Here is an 18,499-nt window from a genome sequence, read left to right on the forward strand (position 1 = left end):
GCTGCTCCGTAAGTCGATTCGGGTGGTATCCGGGCTCAGTCCTCGTCCGGCAGGACCATGTTGAGGGCCCAGGAGACGACCGAGATGATCAGGGCGCCCAGGACCGCGGTCCAGAAGCCCTCGACGTGGAAGCTGAGGTCGAAGACCCCCGCCAGCCAGGAGGTCAGCAGCAGCATCAGCGCGTTGACCACGAGGGTGATCAGTCCGAGCGTCAGAATGAACAAGGGGAAGGTCAACAGCTGGACCACCGGCTTGACCAGGAAGTTCACCAGGCCGAAGAGCAGGGCGACCAGGATCAGGGTGAGGACCTTGCGGCCGGTGGAGCCGCCCTCCAGCGTGATGTTCCCCAGCAGCCAGATGGCCACGGCCAGCGCACCCGCGTTGGCGATCGTCTTGACTACGAAATTCTTCATGTGTCTGATCGTGGCAGACATGATCGGTGGTGGACACCGACAGCGCAGGCGGAACCCGGAGCACGGGTCACAAGGGGCGGACGGGCCATGAAGGCATTCAGACTGGATGAGCTGGAGGCGGAACGGGCCGCCAACGACGGCGCCTACCTGCAGTTCGTGCGGGAGCGGAACATGTCCGTCGGGCTGTACGCCCTGGACGCGGGCGCGCTCGACCCGCAGCAGCCCCACCAGCAGGACGAGGTGTACTTCGTCGTCAGCGGCCGTGCCTCGATCACGGTCGGGACGGAGACGACCCAGGTCGGCCGGGGGAGCGTCGTCTATGTGCCGGCCGGGGTCGCCCACAAGTTCCACCACATCACCGAGGACCTGCGGGTGATGGTCGTCTTCTCGCCTCCGGAGGGCTGAGGGTTCCCGCTGCCTCGGCCCCCGGGTTCCCTAAGGGTTCGATCAGGGGTCTTCAAGGGCTGCGAGGCCTCCGCCGGGGTCTCCCGCGCGCTTAGCATCGAGGCAGCAACCAAGAGAGACGAGGTAGGTGGCGATGGCCATGCGGGAGATATTCGCGGGAATGCCCTGGTGGGTGAAGTGGATCGCGGTGCCCGTCATCGCCATCTTCGTGTTCGGCGGTCTGATCGCCAGCGTCATCGGCTTCGTGATCGGTCTGCTCTTCAAGGTGCTGGTCTTCGTCGTGCTCGTCGGCGGTCTGATCTTCGTCGTACGCAAGTTCATGTCCTCGTCGTCCTCACGCGGCGACTGGTAGCGGCTTCGCCGCGGGCCCGTGCGGGATCGGGGGTGCGCACAGGCCTGCGGATTAGCCCAGCTGAGCTAAGTCCCGGAGGAAAACCCCCTCCGATCGGGGTCGGCCGATACAGTGACATACCGCTGCCGCCACCTGGAATGTGACCTTCTGTCACCGAACCGACCGAGTGACCAGTGGTTGGTACGACAGCTGGTGCGGCAGGCCCGTGGGGGCGGCCTCCACGGGAGGGCTGACGGCCCGTCACCATGCCTGGGGGTGACCGTTGACCACGGCATCGAGCACCGCTGTCCCGACGCTGATCGGCTCGGTCCAGCGGGCGTTGAGGCTGCTGGAGGCTGTGGGCACCCATCGGGACGGGGCGCCCGCCAAGCAACTCGCACGTGAGGCGGGCCTACCGCTGCCGACCGCGTACCACCTTCTGCGCACCCTCACGTACGAGGGCTATCTACGCCGGGAGAACGGCGTCTTCCTCTTCGGTGCCGCCGCCGAGAACCTCACCGCGGCCCGGGGCGTGAGAAGCCGCCCCACCAGCGTCACCGACTCCCTCGCCCACTGGCGGGACGCCATCGGGGTTCCGGTGTACTGCGCCGTCTACCGCGAGGGCGAGATCGAACTCATCGCGGTCGCGGACGCCCCCGACGCTCCGGCGGTCGACGAGTGGGCCTCCTTCCGCGAGACCGGGCACGCGCACGCGATCGGTCAGTGTCTTCTCGGCCAGCTCGACGAGAAGGACCGCGAGGACCACCTCGACCGGCACCCCGTTCGGCCCCTTACCCGTTACTCAGTGCGAGATCGCGCGGCCCTTCTGGAGCGGCTGCGGACGTTGCGCCGGGGTGAACCGGTTATCGAACGCCAGGAGTACGCACTGGGGACCGTCTGTGCCGCCATTCCCGTCACAGCCGGTGCAACCATTGCGGCCATGGCCATTTCCGTACCCCTGGACAGGGAGGAGCGGTTGCTGCCCGCAGTCGAACAGCTACGTGGCGAAGTGGCGAGCCTCTTGCGTTCGTTCGTGTTCTCTATCAGTATCTGAAAAATCACTCCTTGTGATCTGCTATCGCGTGCACCACGATGGCGTCAATAGGGCCATGGGGGATCATTCCTGGCCAGTTTCATCTACTGCGGGGTTGAGCGATGCGCGAGTCGGTTCAAGCAGAGGTCATGATGAGCTTCCTCGTCTCCGAGGAGCTCTCGTTCCGTATTCCGGTGGAGCTCCGTTACGAGGTGGCTGATCCCTATGCCATCCGGATGACGTTCCATCTGCCCGGCGATGCCCCGGTGACCTGGGCGTTCGGTCGTGAGCTGCTGCTGGACGGCCTCAACAGCCCCAGTGGCGACGGTGATGTGCACATCGGGCCCACGGAGCCCGAGGGTCTCGGCGATGTGCACATCCGCCTTCAGGTGGGCGCGGACCGGGCGCTGTTCCGGGCCGGCACGGCACCGCTGGTGGCGTTTCTCGACAGAACCGACAAGCTGGTGCCACTCGGTCAGGAGCACACGCTGGGTGACTTCGACGGGAACCTGGAGGAGGCGCTCGGCCGCATCCTCGCGGAGGAGCAGAACGCGGGCTGAGCGCCGGCCACGCACGTACAAGAACCCCGCCGCACCTCTTCTCCTCACGCCTTACGGCGGCGACCCCTGCCGGTCCTGGCGGGGGTGGCGGCCGTGGACGAGGAGGTGGGGGCGCCCGGGCGGTCCGCGGAGACCACCAGCGCGGCGAGCACCGTCGTCACCGGCACCGAGGCCACCAGGCCGATCGATCCGACCAGCGTCCGCACGATCTCCTCGGCCACCAGCTCGCTGTTGGCCACCGTCCCCACGCTGCTCTGGGCGATGGAGAAGAGCAGCAGCAGCGGCAGCGCCGCGCCCGCGTACGCCAGCACCAGGGTGTTCACGACCGAGGCGATGTGGTCCCGTCCGATGCGGATACCTGCCCGGTACAGCCCGCGCCAACCCATCCGCGGGTCCGCCTGGTGCAGTTCCCAGACGGCGGAGGTCTGGGTGACCGTCACATCGTCGAGCACGCCGAGCGATCCGATGATGACACCGGCCAGCAGCAGACCGCTCATGTCGATGTCGGGGTAGAGCCCGTGGATGAGGCCGGTGTTGTCGTCGGTGTTGCCGCTCAGGTTCGCCCAGCCGATGAACAGGGAGCCGAGCAGCCCGATCAGCAGCAGTGAGATGAGCGTGCCGACGACCGCGACGGAGGTGCGGGCCGTCACCCCGTGGCACATGTAGAGCGCCGCCAGCATGATGGCGCTGGCCCCGATCACCGCCACCACCAGCGGATTCGAGCCCTGCAGGATGGCCGGCAGGATGAACAGGGTCAGTACGGCGAACGAGACGGCCAGCGCCACCAGCGCCATCACCCCGCGCATCCGGCCCACCGCCACCACCGCCAGCGCGAAGATCGCGGCCAGCAGCGTCATGGGGATCCTCCGGTTGACGTCGGTGACGCTGTACTGGAGGTCGCGGGGCGCGTCGGGGGCGTACGCCACCACCACCCCCTGGCCCTCGCGCAGTTGGCGCGGCGCGTCCGGCTGGACCACCTCGACGAACTGCCGGCCCTTGTCGGCGCCGGTGGTCACCTCGACGGTCGCCTTCGCGCACTCCCCCTCCTGCCCGTTGACCGCCTCCCGGCCCGAGGGCGTGGAGGTGTCACCGGTCGGCGGGACCTGCGAGGCGTTGACGTCGGCGCAGTCGACCTTGACGACCTGGACGACCTTGCCGTCCTGGGTCTGCCGGTCGAACCCGACGCCGGTGCGCTCGTGGTCGGGGACGCCGCCGGGCCAGAACGCGATCAGGCCGACGACGACCGCCGTGGCGAACGGGATCAGGACGGCGGCGATGACCTTGCGCAGGTGCTTGGAGACGGGGGCGGCGGGACCGTGGCTGTGCGTGTGGCCGTGGGTGTGGCTCTGGTGCGGCGGCTGGGGTGCGGGGTCGCTTTGGGGGGAGGTCACGGGGCGATCATCGCAAGAACGGGAGGGCCCTCTGGTCAGCTCGCCGGAAAGGACGCTAGCGTGGAGGCACCTTTGCACACGCGGGAGCTCGGAGCACCGGGCTGAGAGGGCGCTGATCGCCGTACATCCGTACGGGACATGGCTGCGCCGACCGCCGAACCTGTTACCGGGTAATGCCGGCGTAGGGAGTAGGTCTCATGACCACAGCGGACGCACGCACGCCTGCCTCGAAACAGAACGACGGAACGCCGGACGGCGCGATTCCGGACGACGGGGCCGGGAAGTCCATCGGCTGGCACAAGGGGTACGTCCAGGGCTCGCGCCCGGACCTCCGGGTGCCGGTCCGACAGGTGCACCTCACCAACGGCACGGACGTGACGCTGTACGACACGTCGGGGCCGTACACCGATCCCGCCATCGACACCGACGTCCGCCGCGGCCTCGCGCCCCTGCGGGAGAACTGGATCATCGCCCGCGGCGACACCGAGCAGTACGCGGGCCGCCCGGTCCGCCCCGAGGACGACGGGGTCAAGCACACCTCGCCGCGCGGCGGACTGCGCAACCTCGACGCGGTCTTCCCCGGCCGCCCGCGCCAGCCGCGCCGCAGCCGTGACGGACGCCCCGTCACGCAGCTCGCGTACGCCCGGCGCGGGGAGATCACCCCGGAGATGGAGTACGTCGCGATCCGGGAGAACGTCGAGGCCGACGTCGTACGCGAGGAGATCGCGGCGGGCCGGGCGGTGCTGCCGGCCAACGTCAACCACCCGGAGATCGAGCCGATGATCATCGGCAAGCGGTTCCTGGTGAAGGTCAACGCCAACATCGGCAACTCGGCCGTCACCTCCTCCATCGAGGAGGAGGTGGACAAGATGACCTGGGCGACGCAATGGGGCGCCGACACCGTCATGGACTTGTCCACCGGCCGCAACATCCACACCACCCGTGAGTGGGTGCTGCGCAACTCCCCCGTGCCCATCGGAACGGTGCCGCTCTACCAGGCGTTGGAGAAGGTGGACGGCCGGGCCGAGGAGCTGACCTGGGAGATCTACAAGGACACCGTCATCGAGCAGGCCGAGCAGGGCGTGGACTACATGACGGTGCACGCCGGGGTGCGCCTGCCGTACGTCCCGCTGACGGCCCGTCGCAAGACCGGCATCGTCTCGCGCGGCGGTTCGATCATGGCGGCCTGGTGCCTGGCGCACCACAAGGAGTCGTTCCTCTACGAGCACTTCGAGGAGCTGTGCGAGATCCTCGCGACGTACGACGTCACCTACTCGCTCGGTGACGGCCTGCGCCCCGGCTCGATCGCGGACGCCAACGACGAGGCGCAGTTCGCCGAGCTGCGCACGCTGGGCGAGCTGAACACGATCGCCAAGCGGTTCGGTGTGCAGACGATGATCGAGGGGCCCGGGCACGTCCCGATGCACAAGATCAAGGAGAACATCGACCTTCAGCAGGAGATCTGCGAGGAGGCGCCGTTCTACACGCTCGGCCCCCTGACCACGGATGTCGCGCCCGCCTACGACCACATCACCTCGGGCATCGGCGCCGCGATGATCGCCTGGTGGGGGACGGCGATGCTCTGTTACGTCACGCCCAAGGAGCACCTGGGGCTGCCCAACCGGGACGACGTGAAGACCGGGGTCATCACTTACAAGATCGCCGCCCACGCCGCCGACCTCGCCAAGGGGCATCCGGGCGCGCAGGAGTGGGACGACGCGCTCTCGGACGCGCGGTTCGAGTTCCGGTGGGAGGACCAGTTCAACCTGGCCCTCGACCCGGACACGGCCCGGGAGTTCCATGACGAGACGCTGCCCGCCGAGCCGGCGAAGACGGCGCACTTCTGCTCGATGTGCGGGCCGAAGTTCTGCTCGATGAAGATCTCCCAGGACATCCGCCGTCAGCACGGCGGTTCGCAGGAGGAGATCGAGGAGGGCATGGCCGAGAAGTCGAAGGAGTTCGCGGCCGCCGGCAACCGGGTCTACCTGCCGATCGCGGACTAGGCCTCACCTCGGGGCTTCCGCGGACCGGCCTTCCGCCCCCTACGCCCTGAGAGGCGTCGGGGGCGGTATGGGTCAATTGCCCGCTTGGTTGCCATCTGTTGGGTTTTTATCCGTTGTCAGGCGACAGTATGGACACAGTCGTGTGGCAGGTGGATGTACGTTTCGCAGCTGCGTCAACTGAGCTTGACCCGTTCCTTATCTGTGGCTTACTTTCCGGCTTGCTTGGCCGAAATTTGGCGGCCCTCGCACGGGGGCCTGGGGAGGGAACACAGTGGACTGGTACCTGGCAGTACTCAAGAACTACGCAGGCTTCAGCGGGCGCGCGCGCCGCAAGGAGTTCTGGATGTTCGCGCTGGTCAGCTTTGTGATCAGCATCGTTCTGTCGATCATCGGCAGCCTGATCGGCACGGACATCCTGTACTACATCTACTCCCTGGCGATCCTGATCCCGTCGCTCGCGGTCGGTGTGCGCCGTCTGCACGACACCAGCCGCTCGGGCTGGTGGCTGCTGATCGGTCTGGTGCCGCTCGTCGGTTTCATCGTCCTGATCGTCTTCTTCGCCTCCGAGGGCAAGCAGGAGCCGAACCAGTACGGCACCAACCCGAAGCTGGCCCCGCAGGTGGGCTGATCCACCGCTCCGGCCGGACCGGAGCACCGCACAGGCCGGGCGCGGCACTTGCCGCCCCGGCCTGTGGCGTTGGCGGGCCCCTCCAGGGGGGTACGGAGGCTACTCCGGCCGGTGCTCGGGGCCTCCGAAGTCCGGGCTGGTGAAGTCCGGGCTCGTGAAGGTCGGGCGGGGGCCCGCTGCCGGGCCGTCCTCCGGACCGGAGAAGTCCGGCCTGCTGTAGCCGACCTTCGGGATGCGGTCGGGCGAGCGGTGCGGGGTCCGTGCGGCGCGGCCCGCGGTCGGGTCGGCCAGCGCGTCCCGGAGGAACGGCAGGATGCCGCGCTCCAGCAGGGCGTGGCGCCAGGCCTCCCGGGCCCGGGCGACCTCCTCCGGCAGCCCCTGCTCCTCGTCCTCGGCGGCGAGCGAGGTCGAGCCGTTGCGCAGGGCGGTGACGAGCAGCCCGATGGCGGCGACCAGGATCGCTGCGGCGGCGACGGCCGCGAAGAACCACCCGGCGGCGACCATGCTGCCGCCGAAGGCGAGGGACGGGCTGACCGCCTTCAGCAGATAGCCGACGAGCAGGAAGATCACGGCGGCGGTGCCCGCGAGGAGCGGCGTCAGGACCGTGAGGAGCGGCGTCAGGACCGTGAGGACCGCGCCTATGCCGGCGCCCGGTCCGGTGGCCGACGCGGCGTCCCCGTACTGCTCGCCCTCCGGCACGGTCGTGCTCGCCGCGCGCAGCTCGGCGCGGGCCTTCACGTAGTGGTCGTACTCGGTGGCCGCGGCCGCGGTGATCAGCGCCGTGGCGTTGAGCGCCATCGTGCGCAGCTGTTCGGTGTTGAGCCGGTCACCGACGCCCTCCAGGTCCGGGCGTTCCTGGGCGTGACGCAGGGCGTCACCCAGGATCCGCGCGTACTCGGGACCGTCCTCGGCCAGCAGGTGCGGAGCGCTTGTCATCTGCATCCCCCGATGCTCCGTCGGGCCCGGCTGCCCGGGTCGGCCGGGCGATCGGGCAGAAACGGAGGAGAGCCTGCCACTGATGAGCCGATGGTAGAGCGCCCACGGCACGGGGAGACAGGGTGTTTCCGTAAATAGGCCCGATGATCGGCGCGGTCCGATCAAGGAGCGTCTTCCCCGTCAGTGGTCAGTCATGCAGGGGGAGTTGGACGACCAGTAGCTTTCCGGCCATGGTCACCCCGCCGTCCATGGCGATGGCGAGCCCGTCCGCGTAGACGTGCGGGCCGTTCACCACCGGGCCCGAACCGTCCTCGCCGTCCTCCGTGCCGACCTCGCCCAGGAGGTACGGGATCGGGCTGTGGCCATGGACGATGCGCTGTCCGCCGTACGTGGACAGCAGCTCGCGCACCGCGTCGGCGCCCCCCTCGTCGCGGAAGGCGAACCGCTTGGTGAGCTTGCGGAAGAGGTCCCAGCACTCGTCGGCGTCGTTGCGCGTGAGGATGGCGGTAATCGTGTCGTTGACGTCCTCGATGGTGGAGCCGTAGTCGAGGTAGGCCGTCGTGTCGGAGTGCATCAGCAGATGCCCGTCCTCCTCGACGACCGCGTCGAGCCGGGACATCCACTGGAGGTGCACGTCCTGGAGGCGGTCCATGTCGCTCTTCTGGCCGCCGTTGAGCAGCCAGGCGGCCTGGAAGGTGGCGGTGCCGACCCCGGAGTTGACGGGGGTGTCGGAGAACCGCTTGGCGCCGATGAGGAGCAGCTCGTGATTGCCCATCAGGGCCTTGCAGTAGCCGCCCGCGGCCGCCGCCTCGGCGGAGAGCCGCATGACGAGGTCGATGACGCCGATGCCGTCGGGGCCGCGGTCGGTGAAGTCGCCCAGGAACCAGAGCCGGGCGTTGCCCGCGGCCCAGTTGCCGTCGGCGTCGATGAGGTTCTGGGCGGCGAGCGCGGCCACCAGCTCGTCCAGGTAGCCGTGGACGTCCCCGACGACGTAGAGCGGGCCGCGGCCCTCGCCGGTGTCGGGGCGGGGATCGGGGACGGTCTGGATCTTGACGGTGTCCCCGCGGTTGATGACGGGGAGGTCGCGCTCGGTGGGGGTGTACCCCTCCGGGGGCTCGCCACCGACGGCCGCGTTGCCGGGGTGCGGTGGCGCCTGGTGCGGTGCGGGCGGGTGCGGGGGCTGCCCGGCGGCCGGCGGCGCGGGGGGTGTGGGCGGGTGGGACGGGGGTACGGGGGTGTGCGGCGCGGGCGCGGTCGGCTCCGGCGCGTGCGCGGGTGGTGTCGGAGGCGGCACCGCGCCGGGTGCCTGCGGCGGTACGGGCGTCTGCGCATACGGCGGAACCCGGAAGTCACGCAACGTCGCCGTCCGCACCACGGGTTCCTGACCGGCCCCCTGAGTCATCGACCCCTCCACCACCGTCGCGCCGCCCTACACCTGACGGTCCTGCCTGGCAGAGGTGGTCCGCGGTGTCGTGCGCCCATCATAGGAATGCGGATCGATCTGTGTGACGCACCAGGGGTGGTGAATCCGCGCGCACGTACGGTTCACCGGCCGAATGGTCCGAAAAGAGCCGATCAGTCCCTGCTGGGGGAGCGCGGCGCGCTGACCGTCGTGCGCGGCGGACGGCGTTGCGAGGAGGTCCGGACGATGAGCTCCGTCGGTATCACCTGCTCCACCGGACCGTCGTGCTCGACCCCTTCGATGGCGTCGATCAGGAGCTGGACGACGGCGGTGCCGATGTGGCGGGGCTTCAGCGAGAGCGTCGTGATGGGCGGCTCCGTGGCCGCGTACACGGTCGATTCGCTGCAGCAGACCAGCAGCAGGTCCTCGGGGACCCGCAGGCCGTAGCGGCGGGCGGCCGCGAGGAGGTCGGTGCCGTTGGGGTCGAAGAGCCCGTAGACCGCGTCGGGGCGGTCCGGGCGGGCGAGCAGCCGGTCGGCGGCGACCGCGCCCGCGCACGGGTCGTGCGCCGGGTAGGACTCGTAGACGGGATCCTGGCCGACCCGCTCGCACCAGTGGAGGTAGGCGGTGGTGGAGAGGCGGGTGTACGTGTCGGTGGTGGTGCCGGTCAGCAGGCCGATGCGGCGGGCCCCGGCGGCGGCGAGGTGGTCGAGGAGGTCGAGCACGGCGGCCCGGTGGTCGTTGTCGACCCAGGCGGTGACGGGGAGCGCCCCGGCGGGGCGGCCGTCCGAGACGACGGGGAGTCCCTGGCGGACGAGTTCGGTGACGACCGGGTCCTGGTCGGACGGATCGATGACGACGGTGCCGTCGAGCGCGACGTTCGACCAGACGTCGTGGCGGGACGTGGCGGGGAGGATGACCAGGGCGTAGCCCCGGGCGAGCGCCGCCGAGGTCGCGGCTCTGGCCATCTCCGCGAAGTACGCGAACTCGGTGAAGGTGAAAGGTTCATCCCCGTACGTGGTCACGGTCAGGCCGATCAGCCCCGACTTGCCGGTACGGAGGGTTCGGGCCGCTGCGGAGGGGCGGTAGCCCAAGCGCTCTGCGACCTCGCGGACATGGCTGCGGGTGGCGTCCGGGAGCCTGCCCTTGCCGTTGAGCGCGTCGGAGACGGTCGTGATCGAGACTCCGGCCGCGGCGGCCACGTCACGGATCCCCGCCCGTCCTGGCCGGCCGCTGCGCCGGGGGGTCTCCGTCCGGCTCACCTGGTGCTTCCCTGCTGCTGTCATGGCGAGCCGATAGTAGGGCTCCGAGGGGCGGTCGGTCCGGTCGCATATGCACCCTTCGGCAGGCACGTTTCTGCAAGGTTATTGCCCATCAGATCCCGTGTAATGCAAGGCTGTTGGGGTGTACGGCATTGGTGTTTCAGGTGTGGATGGCTGACGGCCTGCTGAATGGTCGATGTCTCGAAGAGGTCTCAACTCACCACTTCGGGGGACGCGCGCCACGGCGTGAGACACGGGCGCGCGTCGGGACCGAACGCGCTCCCCCCTGGAAGGGGCCCGGAGAGGCCCTGAGGAACCCCCGCGGGTGCCCCGTGCGGGCTCCGGGGCGGCCTCGGAGGCGGGCCATTCCCGGCACTGCGGGAGATTCCGTGCCCGGGCCATTCGCAGCGGCGTCCAATCCTCATAAGGTGTGCAGTATTGCTGTGAACGGACGGTCGAGGAGGACCTGCGGTGAGCGAGACGAGCCCCAAGCTGCGCGCCGAGCTGGACGGCGTTCCCGCCTATGTGCCGGGCAAGCCGGCGGCGGCCGGCGGACCGGTCGCCTACAAGCTGTCCTCCAACGAGAACCCCTACCCGCCGCTGCCGGGGGTCCTGGAGTCGGCGCTCGCCGCGGCGGGCAGCTTCAACCGCTACCCGGACATGGCGTGCACCGGGCTGATGAACGAGCTGGCCGACCGCTTCGGGGTGCCCGTCTCGCACCTGGCGACCGGCACCGGATCGGTCGGGGTGGCCCAGCAGCTGCTCCAGGCGACCTCGGGCCCGGGCGACGAGGTCATCTACGCCTGGCGTTCCTTCGAGGCGTACCCGATCATCACGCAGGTGAGCGGCGCGACCTCGGTGAAGGTGCCGCTGACCGACGGTGAGGTGCACGATCTCGACGCGATGGCGGAGGCGATCACCGACCGGACCCGGCTGATCTTCGTCTGCAACCCGAACAACCCCACCGGGACCGTGGTGCGCCGGGCCGAGCTGGAGCGGTTCCTGGACCGGGTGCCGGGCGATGTGCTGGTGGTGCTCGACGAGGCGTACAAGGAGTTCATCCGCGACGCCGAGGTGCCCGACGGCATCGAGATCTACCGGGACCGCCCCAATGTCGCGGTGCTCCGGACCTTCTCCAAGGCGTACGGGCTGGCCGGGCTGCGGGTCGGGTTCGCCGTGGCCCATGAGCCGGTGGCCGCCGCGCTCCGGAAGACCGCCGTCCCCTTCGGCGTCAGCCAGCTCGCCCAGGACGCGGCGGTCGCCTCGCTGCGCGCCGAGGACGAGCTGCTGGGCCGGGTCGGCTCGCTGGTCGCCGAGCGGAGCCGGGTGAGCGAGGAGCTGGTGCGCCAGGGCTGGACCGTGCCGGAGTCGCAGGCCAACTTCGTCTGGCTGCGCCTGGGCGAGCGGACCCTCGACTTCGCCGGGGCCTGTGAGCGGGCCGGCGTGGTGGTGCGCCCGTTCAAGGGTGAGGGCGTACGGGTCACGATCGGCGAGAGCGAGGGCAACGACCTCTTCCTGAAGGCGGCGGAGGCGTTCCGCGCGGAGCTGTAGCGGTAGGGCGCCCGCTGCGGAGCCCGGATGACCGGTGCTCCCACCGCGGCGCCCGCGTACGGCCGGTGCGTCCGTCGCGGCGCCCGTGGAGGACCGGTGTGCCCGTCGGGGCGCGCCGGCGGCCGGTGGCCCCGGACCTCGAACGACGAGGTCCGGGGCCTTTCGCATGGGCTCCCGGGGCGTCCGCGCGGCACCGGGGTCGAAAAGGGGTACCCCCGGCGAAGGGCCCGAAAGCGTGTGCGCCATAATTGCTTGTGAATGTGAACGCGTTCACAAGCGTGTCCTGTTTGTCTGCGATCCGGTGGATTGGCAGGGCAGAGTGCCCGGTGCGACCACGGAGACGTGGCGTCACCACGGCGACGTAAGGAGAAAGACGACGTGGACCTCGCTCTGGCGCCGGAGACCCTGGCGCGATGGCAGTTCGGCATCACCACCGTCTACCACTTCCTCTTCGTTCCGCTGACGATCTCGCTCGCCGCGCTCACCGCCGGCCTGCAGACCGCCTGGGTGCGGACGAACAACGAGAAGTACCTCAGGGCGACCAAGTTCTGGGGCAAGCTGTTCCTGATCAACATCGCCATGGGCGTGGTGACGGGCATCGTCCAGGAGTTCCAGTTCGGCATGAACTGGTCGGACTACTCGCGCTTCGTCGGGGACATCTTCGGCGCCCCGCTCGCCTTCGAGGCGCTGATCGCCTTCTTCTTCGAGTCCACCTTCATCGGACTGTGGATCTTCGGCTGGGACCGGCTGCCGAAGAAGATCCACCTCGCCTGCATGTGGATGGTCTCGCTCGGCACGATCCTCTCCGCCTACTTCATCCTGGCGGCCAACTCCTGGATGCAGCACCCGGTCGGCTACCGCATCAACGAGGAGCGCGGGCGCGCGGAGCTGACCGACTTCTGGCGGGTGCTCACCCAGGACACCGCGGTCACCCAGTTCTTCCACACCATCACGGCGGCCTTCCTGGTCGGCGGGGCGTTCATGGTCGGCATCGCCGCCTTCCACCTCGCGCGCAAGAAGCACATCCCGGTGATGCGCACCTCGCTGCGGCTGGGGCTGGTCACGGTCGTCGTCGCCGGACTGCTCACCGCGGTCAGCGGCGACATGCTCGCCAAGGTGATGTTCCGGCAGCAGCCGATGAAGATGGCAGCCGCCGAGGCGCTCTGGGACGGCCAGGAACGCGCCCCCTTCTCGATCTTCGCGTACGGGGACGTCAGCCAGGGCCACAACTCCGTCGAGATCTCGCTCCCCGGGGTGCTCTCCTTCCTCGCCAACAGCGACCCCAACTCGTATGTCCCCGGCATCAACGACATCAACAAGACGCTGGAGGAGAAGTACGGCCCCGGCGACTACCGGCCCAACATCCCGGTCGCGTTCTGGAGCTTCCGCTGGATGATCGGGTTCGGGATGGCCTCCTTCGGCCTCGGCCTCCTGGGGCTCTGGCTGACCCGGAAGAAGTTCCTGCTGCCACCGGCGATGCGGACCGGTGAGGACGAAGTGCCGAACCTGGTCCTCTTCCGGAACAAGGCGCTCAGCCCGAAGCTCACCAAGCTCTACTGGCTCACCGCGCTCTGGACGCTGCTCTTCCCGCTCATCGCCAACTCCTGGGGCTGGATCTTCACCGAGATGGGCCGCCAGCCCTGGGTGGTCTACGGGGTGCTCCAGACCCGCGACGGGGTCTCCCCCGGTGTCTCGCAGGGCGAGATCCTCACCTCGATGATCCTCTTCACCCTCATCTACGCGATCCTCGCGGTCATCGAGGTCAAGCTGCTCGTGAAGTACATCAAGGCCGGGCCGCCGGAACTCACCGAATCCGACCTCAACCCGCCCACCCGGATCAACGGCCACGACGACGAAGACGCCGACCGGCCCATGGCCTTCTCGTACTGAGAGCACAGGAGCTGAGAGATGGAACTCCACGACGTCTGGTTCGTGCTCATCGCCGTCCTCTGGATCGGCTACTTCTTCCTGGAGGGGTTCGACTTCGGCATCGGGGTCCTCACCAAGCTGCTCGCCCGCGACCGCAAGGAGCGGCGGGTCCTCATCAACACCATCGGGCCCGTCTGGGACGGCAACGAGGTCTGGCTGCTCACCGCCGGCGGCGCGACCTTCGCGGCCTTCCCCGAGTGGTACGCCACGCTGTTCTCCGGCTTCTACCTGCCGCTACTGATCATCCTGCTCTGCTTGATCGTGCGCGGGGTCGCCTTCGAGTACCGGGCCAAGCGGACCGGGGAGCGGTGGCAGACCAACTGGGAGACAGCGATCTTCTGGACCTCGCTGATCCCCGCGATGCTGTGGGGCGTGGCTTTCGGGAACATCGTGCGCGGCGTGAAGATCGACGCCGACATGGAGTACGTCGGCAACTTCTTCGACCTGCTCAACCCGTACGCCATCCTCGGCGGGCTCGTCACGCTCTTCCTCTTCACCTTCCACGGCGCGGTCTTCGCTGCGCTCAAGACGGCCGGGGACATCCGGGTCCGGGCGCGGGCCCTCGCCATCAAGCTGGGTCTGGCCACGGCGGTGCTCGCGCTGGGCTTCCTGCTCTGGACCCAGGCCGCCAGCGGTGACCGCTGGAGCCTGCTGGCACTGATCGTGGCGGTGGTGGCCCTGGTGGCGGCGATCGGCGCCATCGCCAAGGGGCGCGAGGGCTGGTCCTTCGCCTTCTCGGGGCTGACGATCGTGGCGGCCGTGAGCATGTTGTTCCTGACGCTCTTCCCGAACGTCATGCCGTCCTCGCTGGACGAGGCGTGGAACCTCACGGTCACCAACGCCTCCTCCACGCCGTACACGCTGAAGATCATGACCTGGTGCGCCGGTATCGCCACGCCGATGGTGCTGCTGTACCAGAGCTGGACGTACTGGGTGTTCCGCAAGCGGATCGGCACCCAGCACATCGCGGATGCCCACTGACCCGCACCGGCCTCGCCGGGCCGTGTTTCACGTGAAACACGGCCCGGCCCACCCCGTCGACCCTGCTGGGGGATGTTTCACGTGAAACCCATCGACCCGCGTCTGCTGCGGTATGCCCGAGCCACCCGCCTTTTCCTGGCGGCTGTGGTGGGCCTCGGTCTGGTCGGCGCCGCGCTGGTGATCGCCCAGGCGATGCTCATCGCGGAGATCGTGGTGGGCGGTTTCGAGGACGGGCTCACGGTTACCCAGCTCCGCACCCCGCTGCTCCTGCTGGCAGCGGTCGCCGTCGGGCGCGCCCTGGTCGCCTGGCTCACCGAACTGGCGGCCCACCGGGCGAGCGCGGCGGTCAAGTCCGAACTGCGCGGCCGGCTCCTGGAGCGGGCCGCGCACCTGGGCCCCGGCTGGCTCAGCGGCCAGCGCACCGGCTCCCTGGTGGCGCTGGCGACCCGCGGGGTCGACGCGCTCGACGACTACTTCGCACGCTACCTCCCGCAGCTCGGCCTCGCGGTCGTCGTGCCGGTGGCGGTGCTGGCCCGGATCGTCACCGAGGACTGGGTCTCGGCGGCGATCATCGTGGTCACCCTGCCGCTCATCCCCCTCTTCATGATCCTGATCGGCTGGGCCACCCAGTCCCGGATGGACCGGCAGTGGCAACTGCTCTCCCGGCTCTCCGGCCACTTCCTGGACGTCGTCGCCGGGCTGCCGACGCTCAAGGTCTTCGGCCGGGCCAAGGCCCAGGCCGAGTCGATCCGCACCATCACCACCCAGTACCGGCGGGCCACCCTCCGCACCCTGCGGATCGCCTTCCTCTCCTCGTTCGCCCTGGAACTGCTGGCCACCCTGTCGGTAGCCCTCGTCGCCGTCACCATCGGGATGCGGCTGGTGCACGGAGACCTCGACCTCTACACCGGTCTGGTGGTCCTGATCCTGGCCCCGGAGGCGTATCTGCCGATCCGCCAGGTCGGGGCGCAGTACCACGCGGCGGCGGAGGGTCTCTCGGCCGCCGAGGAGATCTTCGCGGTCCTGGAGACCGAGCCCCGGGCGGCGGGCACCGGGGAGGTCCCGGACTCGGTGCGCCTGGAGCTTGAGGGCGTGAGCGTGCGCCACCAGGGCCGTACCGAACCGTCCTTGGACGCCGTCTCGCTCACCGTCGAGCCGGGGGAGACCGTCGCCCTGGTCGGGCCGAGCGGCGTCGGCAAGTCCACCCTGCTCCATGTGGTCCTGGGGTTCGCCGTACCCGACGCGGGGCACGTCCGGGTCGGCGGCCGGGACCTCGCGGAGCTGGACCCGGAGGGCTGGCGGAGCCGGATCGCCTGGGTCCCCCAGCGGCCGCACCTCTTCGCGGGGACGATCGCGGAGAACGTCCGCCTCGCCCGGCCCGACGCCGACGACGAGGCCGTGGTGGCGGCGCTGCGGGAGGCGGGGGCGTACGACTTCGTCGCGGAGCTGCCCGACGGGGAGCGGACCCGGCTGGGCGAGGACGGGTCCGGGCTCTCCGCGGGCCAGCGCCAGCGCCTCGCCCTGGCCCGGGCGTTCCTGGCGGACCGTCCGCTGCTGCTCCTGGACGAGCCGACCGCGAGCCTGGACGGCGAGACGGAGGCGGGGATCGTCGAGGCCGTACGGCGGCTGGCGGCGGGCCGGACCGTGCTGCTGGTCGTCCACCGCCCGGCCCTGCTGGCCGTGGCGGACCGGGTGGTGACGCTGGAGCCCCGGGCCGTGGACGCCTCCCGGCCCGCCGCGACCGCCGCGCCCGGACTGCCCGTGCCGCAGCCCCTCGCGGGCGGTGAGCTGCTGGACGCGCGCCGCCCGGGCGACGTACTGGAAGCCGCGGATCTGCTGGAGTCCGGGGACCCGCGCGAGGCCGCGACCGAACTGCTGCGGGAGACCGAGGCCCGCCCCGGACGGACTCTCGCCCGGGTCCGGGAGGCGGCGGGTGCGCAGCGCGGGCAGCTGGCCCTGGCGCTGCTGCTGGGCAGTCTCGCGGTGGGGTCGGCGGTGGGGCTCATGGCCGTCTCCGGCTGGCTGATCTCCCGCGCCTCCGAACAGCCGCCCGTCCTCTACCTGATGATGGCCGTCACCGCGACGCGCGCCTTCGGTATCGGCCGGGCGGTGTTCCGGTACGCGGAGCGCCTGGTCTCCCACGACGCCGTCCTCAAGCTGCTGGCCGAACTGCGGGTGGCGGTCTACCGGGGCCTGGAACGCGTCGCCCCCGCCGGGCTGCGCACGGTGCGCCGGGGCGACCTGCTCTCCCGGCTCGTCGCCGACGTGGACGCGCTCCAGGACTACTGGCTGCGCTGGCTGCTGCCCGCCGGGACCGCGCTCACCGTCTCGGTGGCCGCCGCCGGGTTCACCGGCTGGCTGCTGCCCGAGGCCGGGGTGATCCTGGCGGTCGGGCTGTTCGTCGCCGGGGTCGGGGTGCCGCTGGTGAGCGGGGGTGCCGCCCGCCGTACGGAACGTCAGCTGGCGCCCGCCCGCGCCGCCCTGGCCACCCGGGTCACCGATCTCCTCGGCGGCACGGCCGAGCTGACCGTCGCCGGGGCCCTCCCGGCCCGGCAGGCGCACCTGCGGGCCGCCGACGGCCTGCTCACCCGGATCGCCTCCCGCGCGGCCACCGCGACGGCCCTCGGCGGCGGGCTCTCCGCCCTGGTCTGCGGGCTGACCGTGGTGGCCGCCGCGGCCGTCGCCGTCCCCGCCGTGAACGACGGGCGCCTCTCCGGCGTCGCGCTCGCGGTGGTGGTGCTCACCCCGCTCGCCGCCTTCGAGGCCGTCGCCGGGATGCCGCTCGCGGTGCAGTACCGCCAGCGGATTCTGCGGAGCGCGGAGCACGTGTACGAGGTGCTCGACGCCCCCGTTCCCGTACGGGAGCCCTCGACCCCGGCCGATCCGCCCTCCTCCCCCTTCCCCCTGGAGGTGCGGGGCCTGTCGGCCCGCTACCCGGGGGCGGACCACGATGCGCTGGAGTCGCTCGACCTGACCCTGGTGCCCGGCCGCCGTGTCGCGGTCGTCGGTCCCTCCGGCTCCGGCAAGACGACGCTCGCGCAGGTGCTCCTGCGCTTCCTGGACGCGTCCTCGGGCACGTACCGCCTGGGCGGTGTGGAGGCGGCCCGGCTGGAAGGTGACACCGTACGGCGCTCCGTCGGCCTGTGCGCCCAGGACGCCCACGTCTTCGACAGCTCGATCCGGGAGAACCTGCGCCTCGCCCGTACCGGAGCGACCGACGCCGAACTGGACGAGGCGCTCTCCCGGGCCCGGCTGCTGGAGTGGGTCCGCTCGCTTCCCGAGGGGCTCGACACCCCGGTGGGCGAGCACGGCGCCCGGCTCTCCGGCGGCCAGCGCCAGCGTCTCGCCCTGGCCCGGGCGCTGCTGGCCGACTTCCCCGTCCTCGTCCTGGACGAGCCGGCCGAGCACCTGGACCTGGCCACCGCCGACGCGCTCACCGCCGACCTGCTGGCGGCGACCGAGGGGCGGACGACCGTTCTGATCACCCACCGGCTGGCCGGTGTCGAGGCCGTCGACGAGGTGCTGGTGCTGGATGCGGGCCGAGTGGTGCAGCGCGGACCGTATGCGCAGTTGGCGGCCGAGGAAGGACCGCTGCGCCGCATGCTGGAGCGGGAGGCGGAGACGGTGGGGGCGGGGGTGCGGGCCTGAGCGGGGCGGGCGCCGGACGGGACGGG

Annotated in this window: 15 protein-coding genes; 10 read left to right on the forward strand and 5 right to left on the reverse strand. The window is 70.4% G+C overall.

What is annotated here, in order from left to right; all coding sequences use genetic code 11:
- Window positions 1-35: 35 nt before the first annotated feature.
- On the reverse strand, window positions 36-413 hold the full coding sequence (locus ACQ9ZG_RS16805; protein ID WP_018489869.1) for a phage holin family protein: 378 nt from the start codon (window positions 411-413) through the stop codon (window positions 36-38).
- Between the two features lie 87 nt (window positions 414-500).
- Between ACQ9ZG_RS16805 and ACQ9ZG_RS16810 the strand changes: the two genes are divergently transcribed.
- The 4 genes from ACQ9ZG_RS16810 (at window position 501) to ACQ9ZG_RS16825 (ending at window position 2,742) form a co-directional block, all read left to right on the forward strand.
- Window positions 501-818, forward strand: a complete 318-nt coding sequence (locus ACQ9ZG_RS16810) for a cupin domain-containing protein (protein ID WP_015577932.1) — start codon at window positions 501-503, stop codon at window positions 816-818.
- 139 nt (window positions 819-957) lie between these two features.
- Window positions 958-1,170 (forward strand): DUF5326 family protein, encoded by a 213-nt coding sequence (locus ACQ9ZG_RS16815; protein WP_028415786.1) that lies wholly within the window; start codon window positions 958-960, stop codon window positions 1,168-1,170.
- Between the two features lie 262 nt (window positions 1,171-1,432).
- Window positions 1,433-2,203, forward strand: a complete 771-nt coding sequence (locus ACQ9ZG_RS16820) for an IclR family transcriptional regulator (protein ID WP_309076608.1) — start codon at window positions 1,433-1,435, stop codon at window positions 2,201-2,203.
- A 101-nt stretch (window positions 2,204-2,304) separates the two neighbouring features.
- Window positions 2,305-2,742: an SsgA family sporulation/cell division regulator gene (locus ACQ9ZG_RS16825; protein ID WP_015609883.1), complete on the forward strand. Its 438-nt coding sequence runs from the start codon at window positions 2,305-2,307 to the stop codon at window positions 2,740-2,742.
- 44 nt (window positions 2,743-2,786) lie between these two features.
- On the opposite strand, the gene ACQ9ZG_RS16830 is transcribed toward ACQ9ZG_RS16825, so the two are convergent.
- Window positions 2,787-4,133 carry a YibE/F family protein gene (locus tag ACQ9ZG_RS16830; RefSeq protein ID WP_018489873.1) on the reverse strand — a complete coding sequence of 449 codons (1,347 nt, stop codon included), beginning with the start codon at window positions 4,131-4,133 and terminating at the stop codon, window positions 2,787-2,789.
- 197 nt (window positions 4,134-4,330) lie between these two features.
- Between ACQ9ZG_RS16830 and thiC the strand changes: the two genes are divergently transcribed.
- Together thiC and ACQ9ZG_RS16840 are read left to right on the forward strand one after the other, a co-directional pair.
- Window positions 4,331-6,136: a phosphomethylpyrimidine synthase ThiC gene (thiC, locus tag ACQ9ZG_RS16835; RefSeq protein WP_109914874.1), complete on the forward strand. Its 1,806-nt coding sequence runs from the start codon at window positions 4,331-4,333 to the stop codon at window positions 6,134-6,136.
- Window positions 6,137-6,407: 271 nt separating this feature from the next.
- Window positions 6,408-6,764: a DUF805 domain-containing protein gene (locus tag ACQ9ZG_RS16840; protein ID WP_028415783.1), complete on the forward strand. Its 357-nt coding sequence runs from the start codon at window positions 6,408-6,410 to the stop codon at window positions 6,762-6,764.
- A gap of 99 nt (window positions 6,765-6,863) precedes the next feature.
- Here ACQ9ZG_RS16840 and ACQ9ZG_RS16845 read toward each other — a convergent pair whose 3' ends face one another.
- From ACQ9ZG_RS16845 to ACQ9ZG_RS16855, 3 genes are all read right to left on the reverse strand, one after another.
- Window positions 6,864-7,706 carry a hypothetical protein gene (locus tag ACQ9ZG_RS16845; protein WP_109914875.1) on the reverse strand — a complete coding sequence of 281 codons (843 nt, stop codon included), beginning with the start codon at window positions 7,704-7,706 and terminating at the stop codon, window positions 6,864-6,866.
- Between the two features lie 181 nt (window positions 7,707-7,887).
- Window positions 7,888-9,102 carry a metallophosphoesterase gene (locus ACQ9ZG_RS16850; RefSeq protein ID WP_499280758.1) on the reverse strand — a complete coding sequence of 405 codons (1,215 nt, stop codon included), beginning with the start codon at window positions 9,100-9,102 and terminating at the stop codon, window positions 7,888-7,890.
- Between the two features lie 173 nt (window positions 9,103-9,275).
- Window positions 9,276-10,388 carry a LacI family DNA-binding transcriptional regulator gene (locus tag ACQ9ZG_RS16855; protein WP_078507715.1) on the reverse strand — a complete coding sequence of 371 codons (1,113 nt, stop codon included), beginning with the start codon at window positions 10,386-10,388 and terminating at the stop codon, window positions 9,276-9,278.
- 447 nt (window positions 10,389-10,835) lie between these two features.
- Between ACQ9ZG_RS16855 and hisC the strand changes: the two genes are divergently transcribed.
- The 4 genes from hisC to cydD all read left to right on the forward strand — a co-directional run bounded on the left by hisC (window position 10,836) and on the right by cydD (window position 18,473).
- Entirely contained in the window at window positions 10,836-11,915 is a 1,080-nt protein-coding gene (hisC, locus tag ACQ9ZG_RS16860) for a histidinol-phosphate transaminase (RefSeq protein ID WP_028415780.1), read from the forward strand.
- Window positions 11,916-12,293: 378 nt separating this feature from the next.
- Window positions 12,294-13,805 carry a cytochrome ubiquinol oxidase subunit I gene (locus ACQ9ZG_RS16865; protein ID WP_018489880.1) on the forward strand — a complete coding sequence of 504 codons (1,512 nt, stop codon included), beginning with the start codon at window positions 12,294-12,296 and terminating at the stop codon, window positions 13,803-13,805.
- A gap of 18 nt (window positions 13,806-13,823) precedes the next feature.
- Entirely contained in the window at window positions 13,824-14,825 is a 1,002-nt protein-coding gene (cydB, locus tag ACQ9ZG_RS16870; protein ID WP_109916256.1) for a cytochrome d ubiquinol oxidase subunit II, read from the forward strand.
- 81 nt (window positions 14,826-14,906) lie between these two features.
- Entirely contained in the window at window positions 14,907-18,473 is a 3,567-nt protein-coding gene (cydD, locus tag ACQ9ZG_RS16875) for a thiol reductant ABC exporter subunit CydD (RefSeq protein WP_499280760.1), read from the forward strand.
- Window positions 18,474-18,499: the final 26 nt, after the last annotated feature.

The sequence above is a fragment of the Streptomyces araujoniae genome, from assembly GCF_050871195.1.
Taxonomy (GTDB): Bacteria; Actinomycetota; Actinomycetes; order Streptomycetales; family Streptomycetaceae; genus Streptomyces; species Streptomyces bacillaris.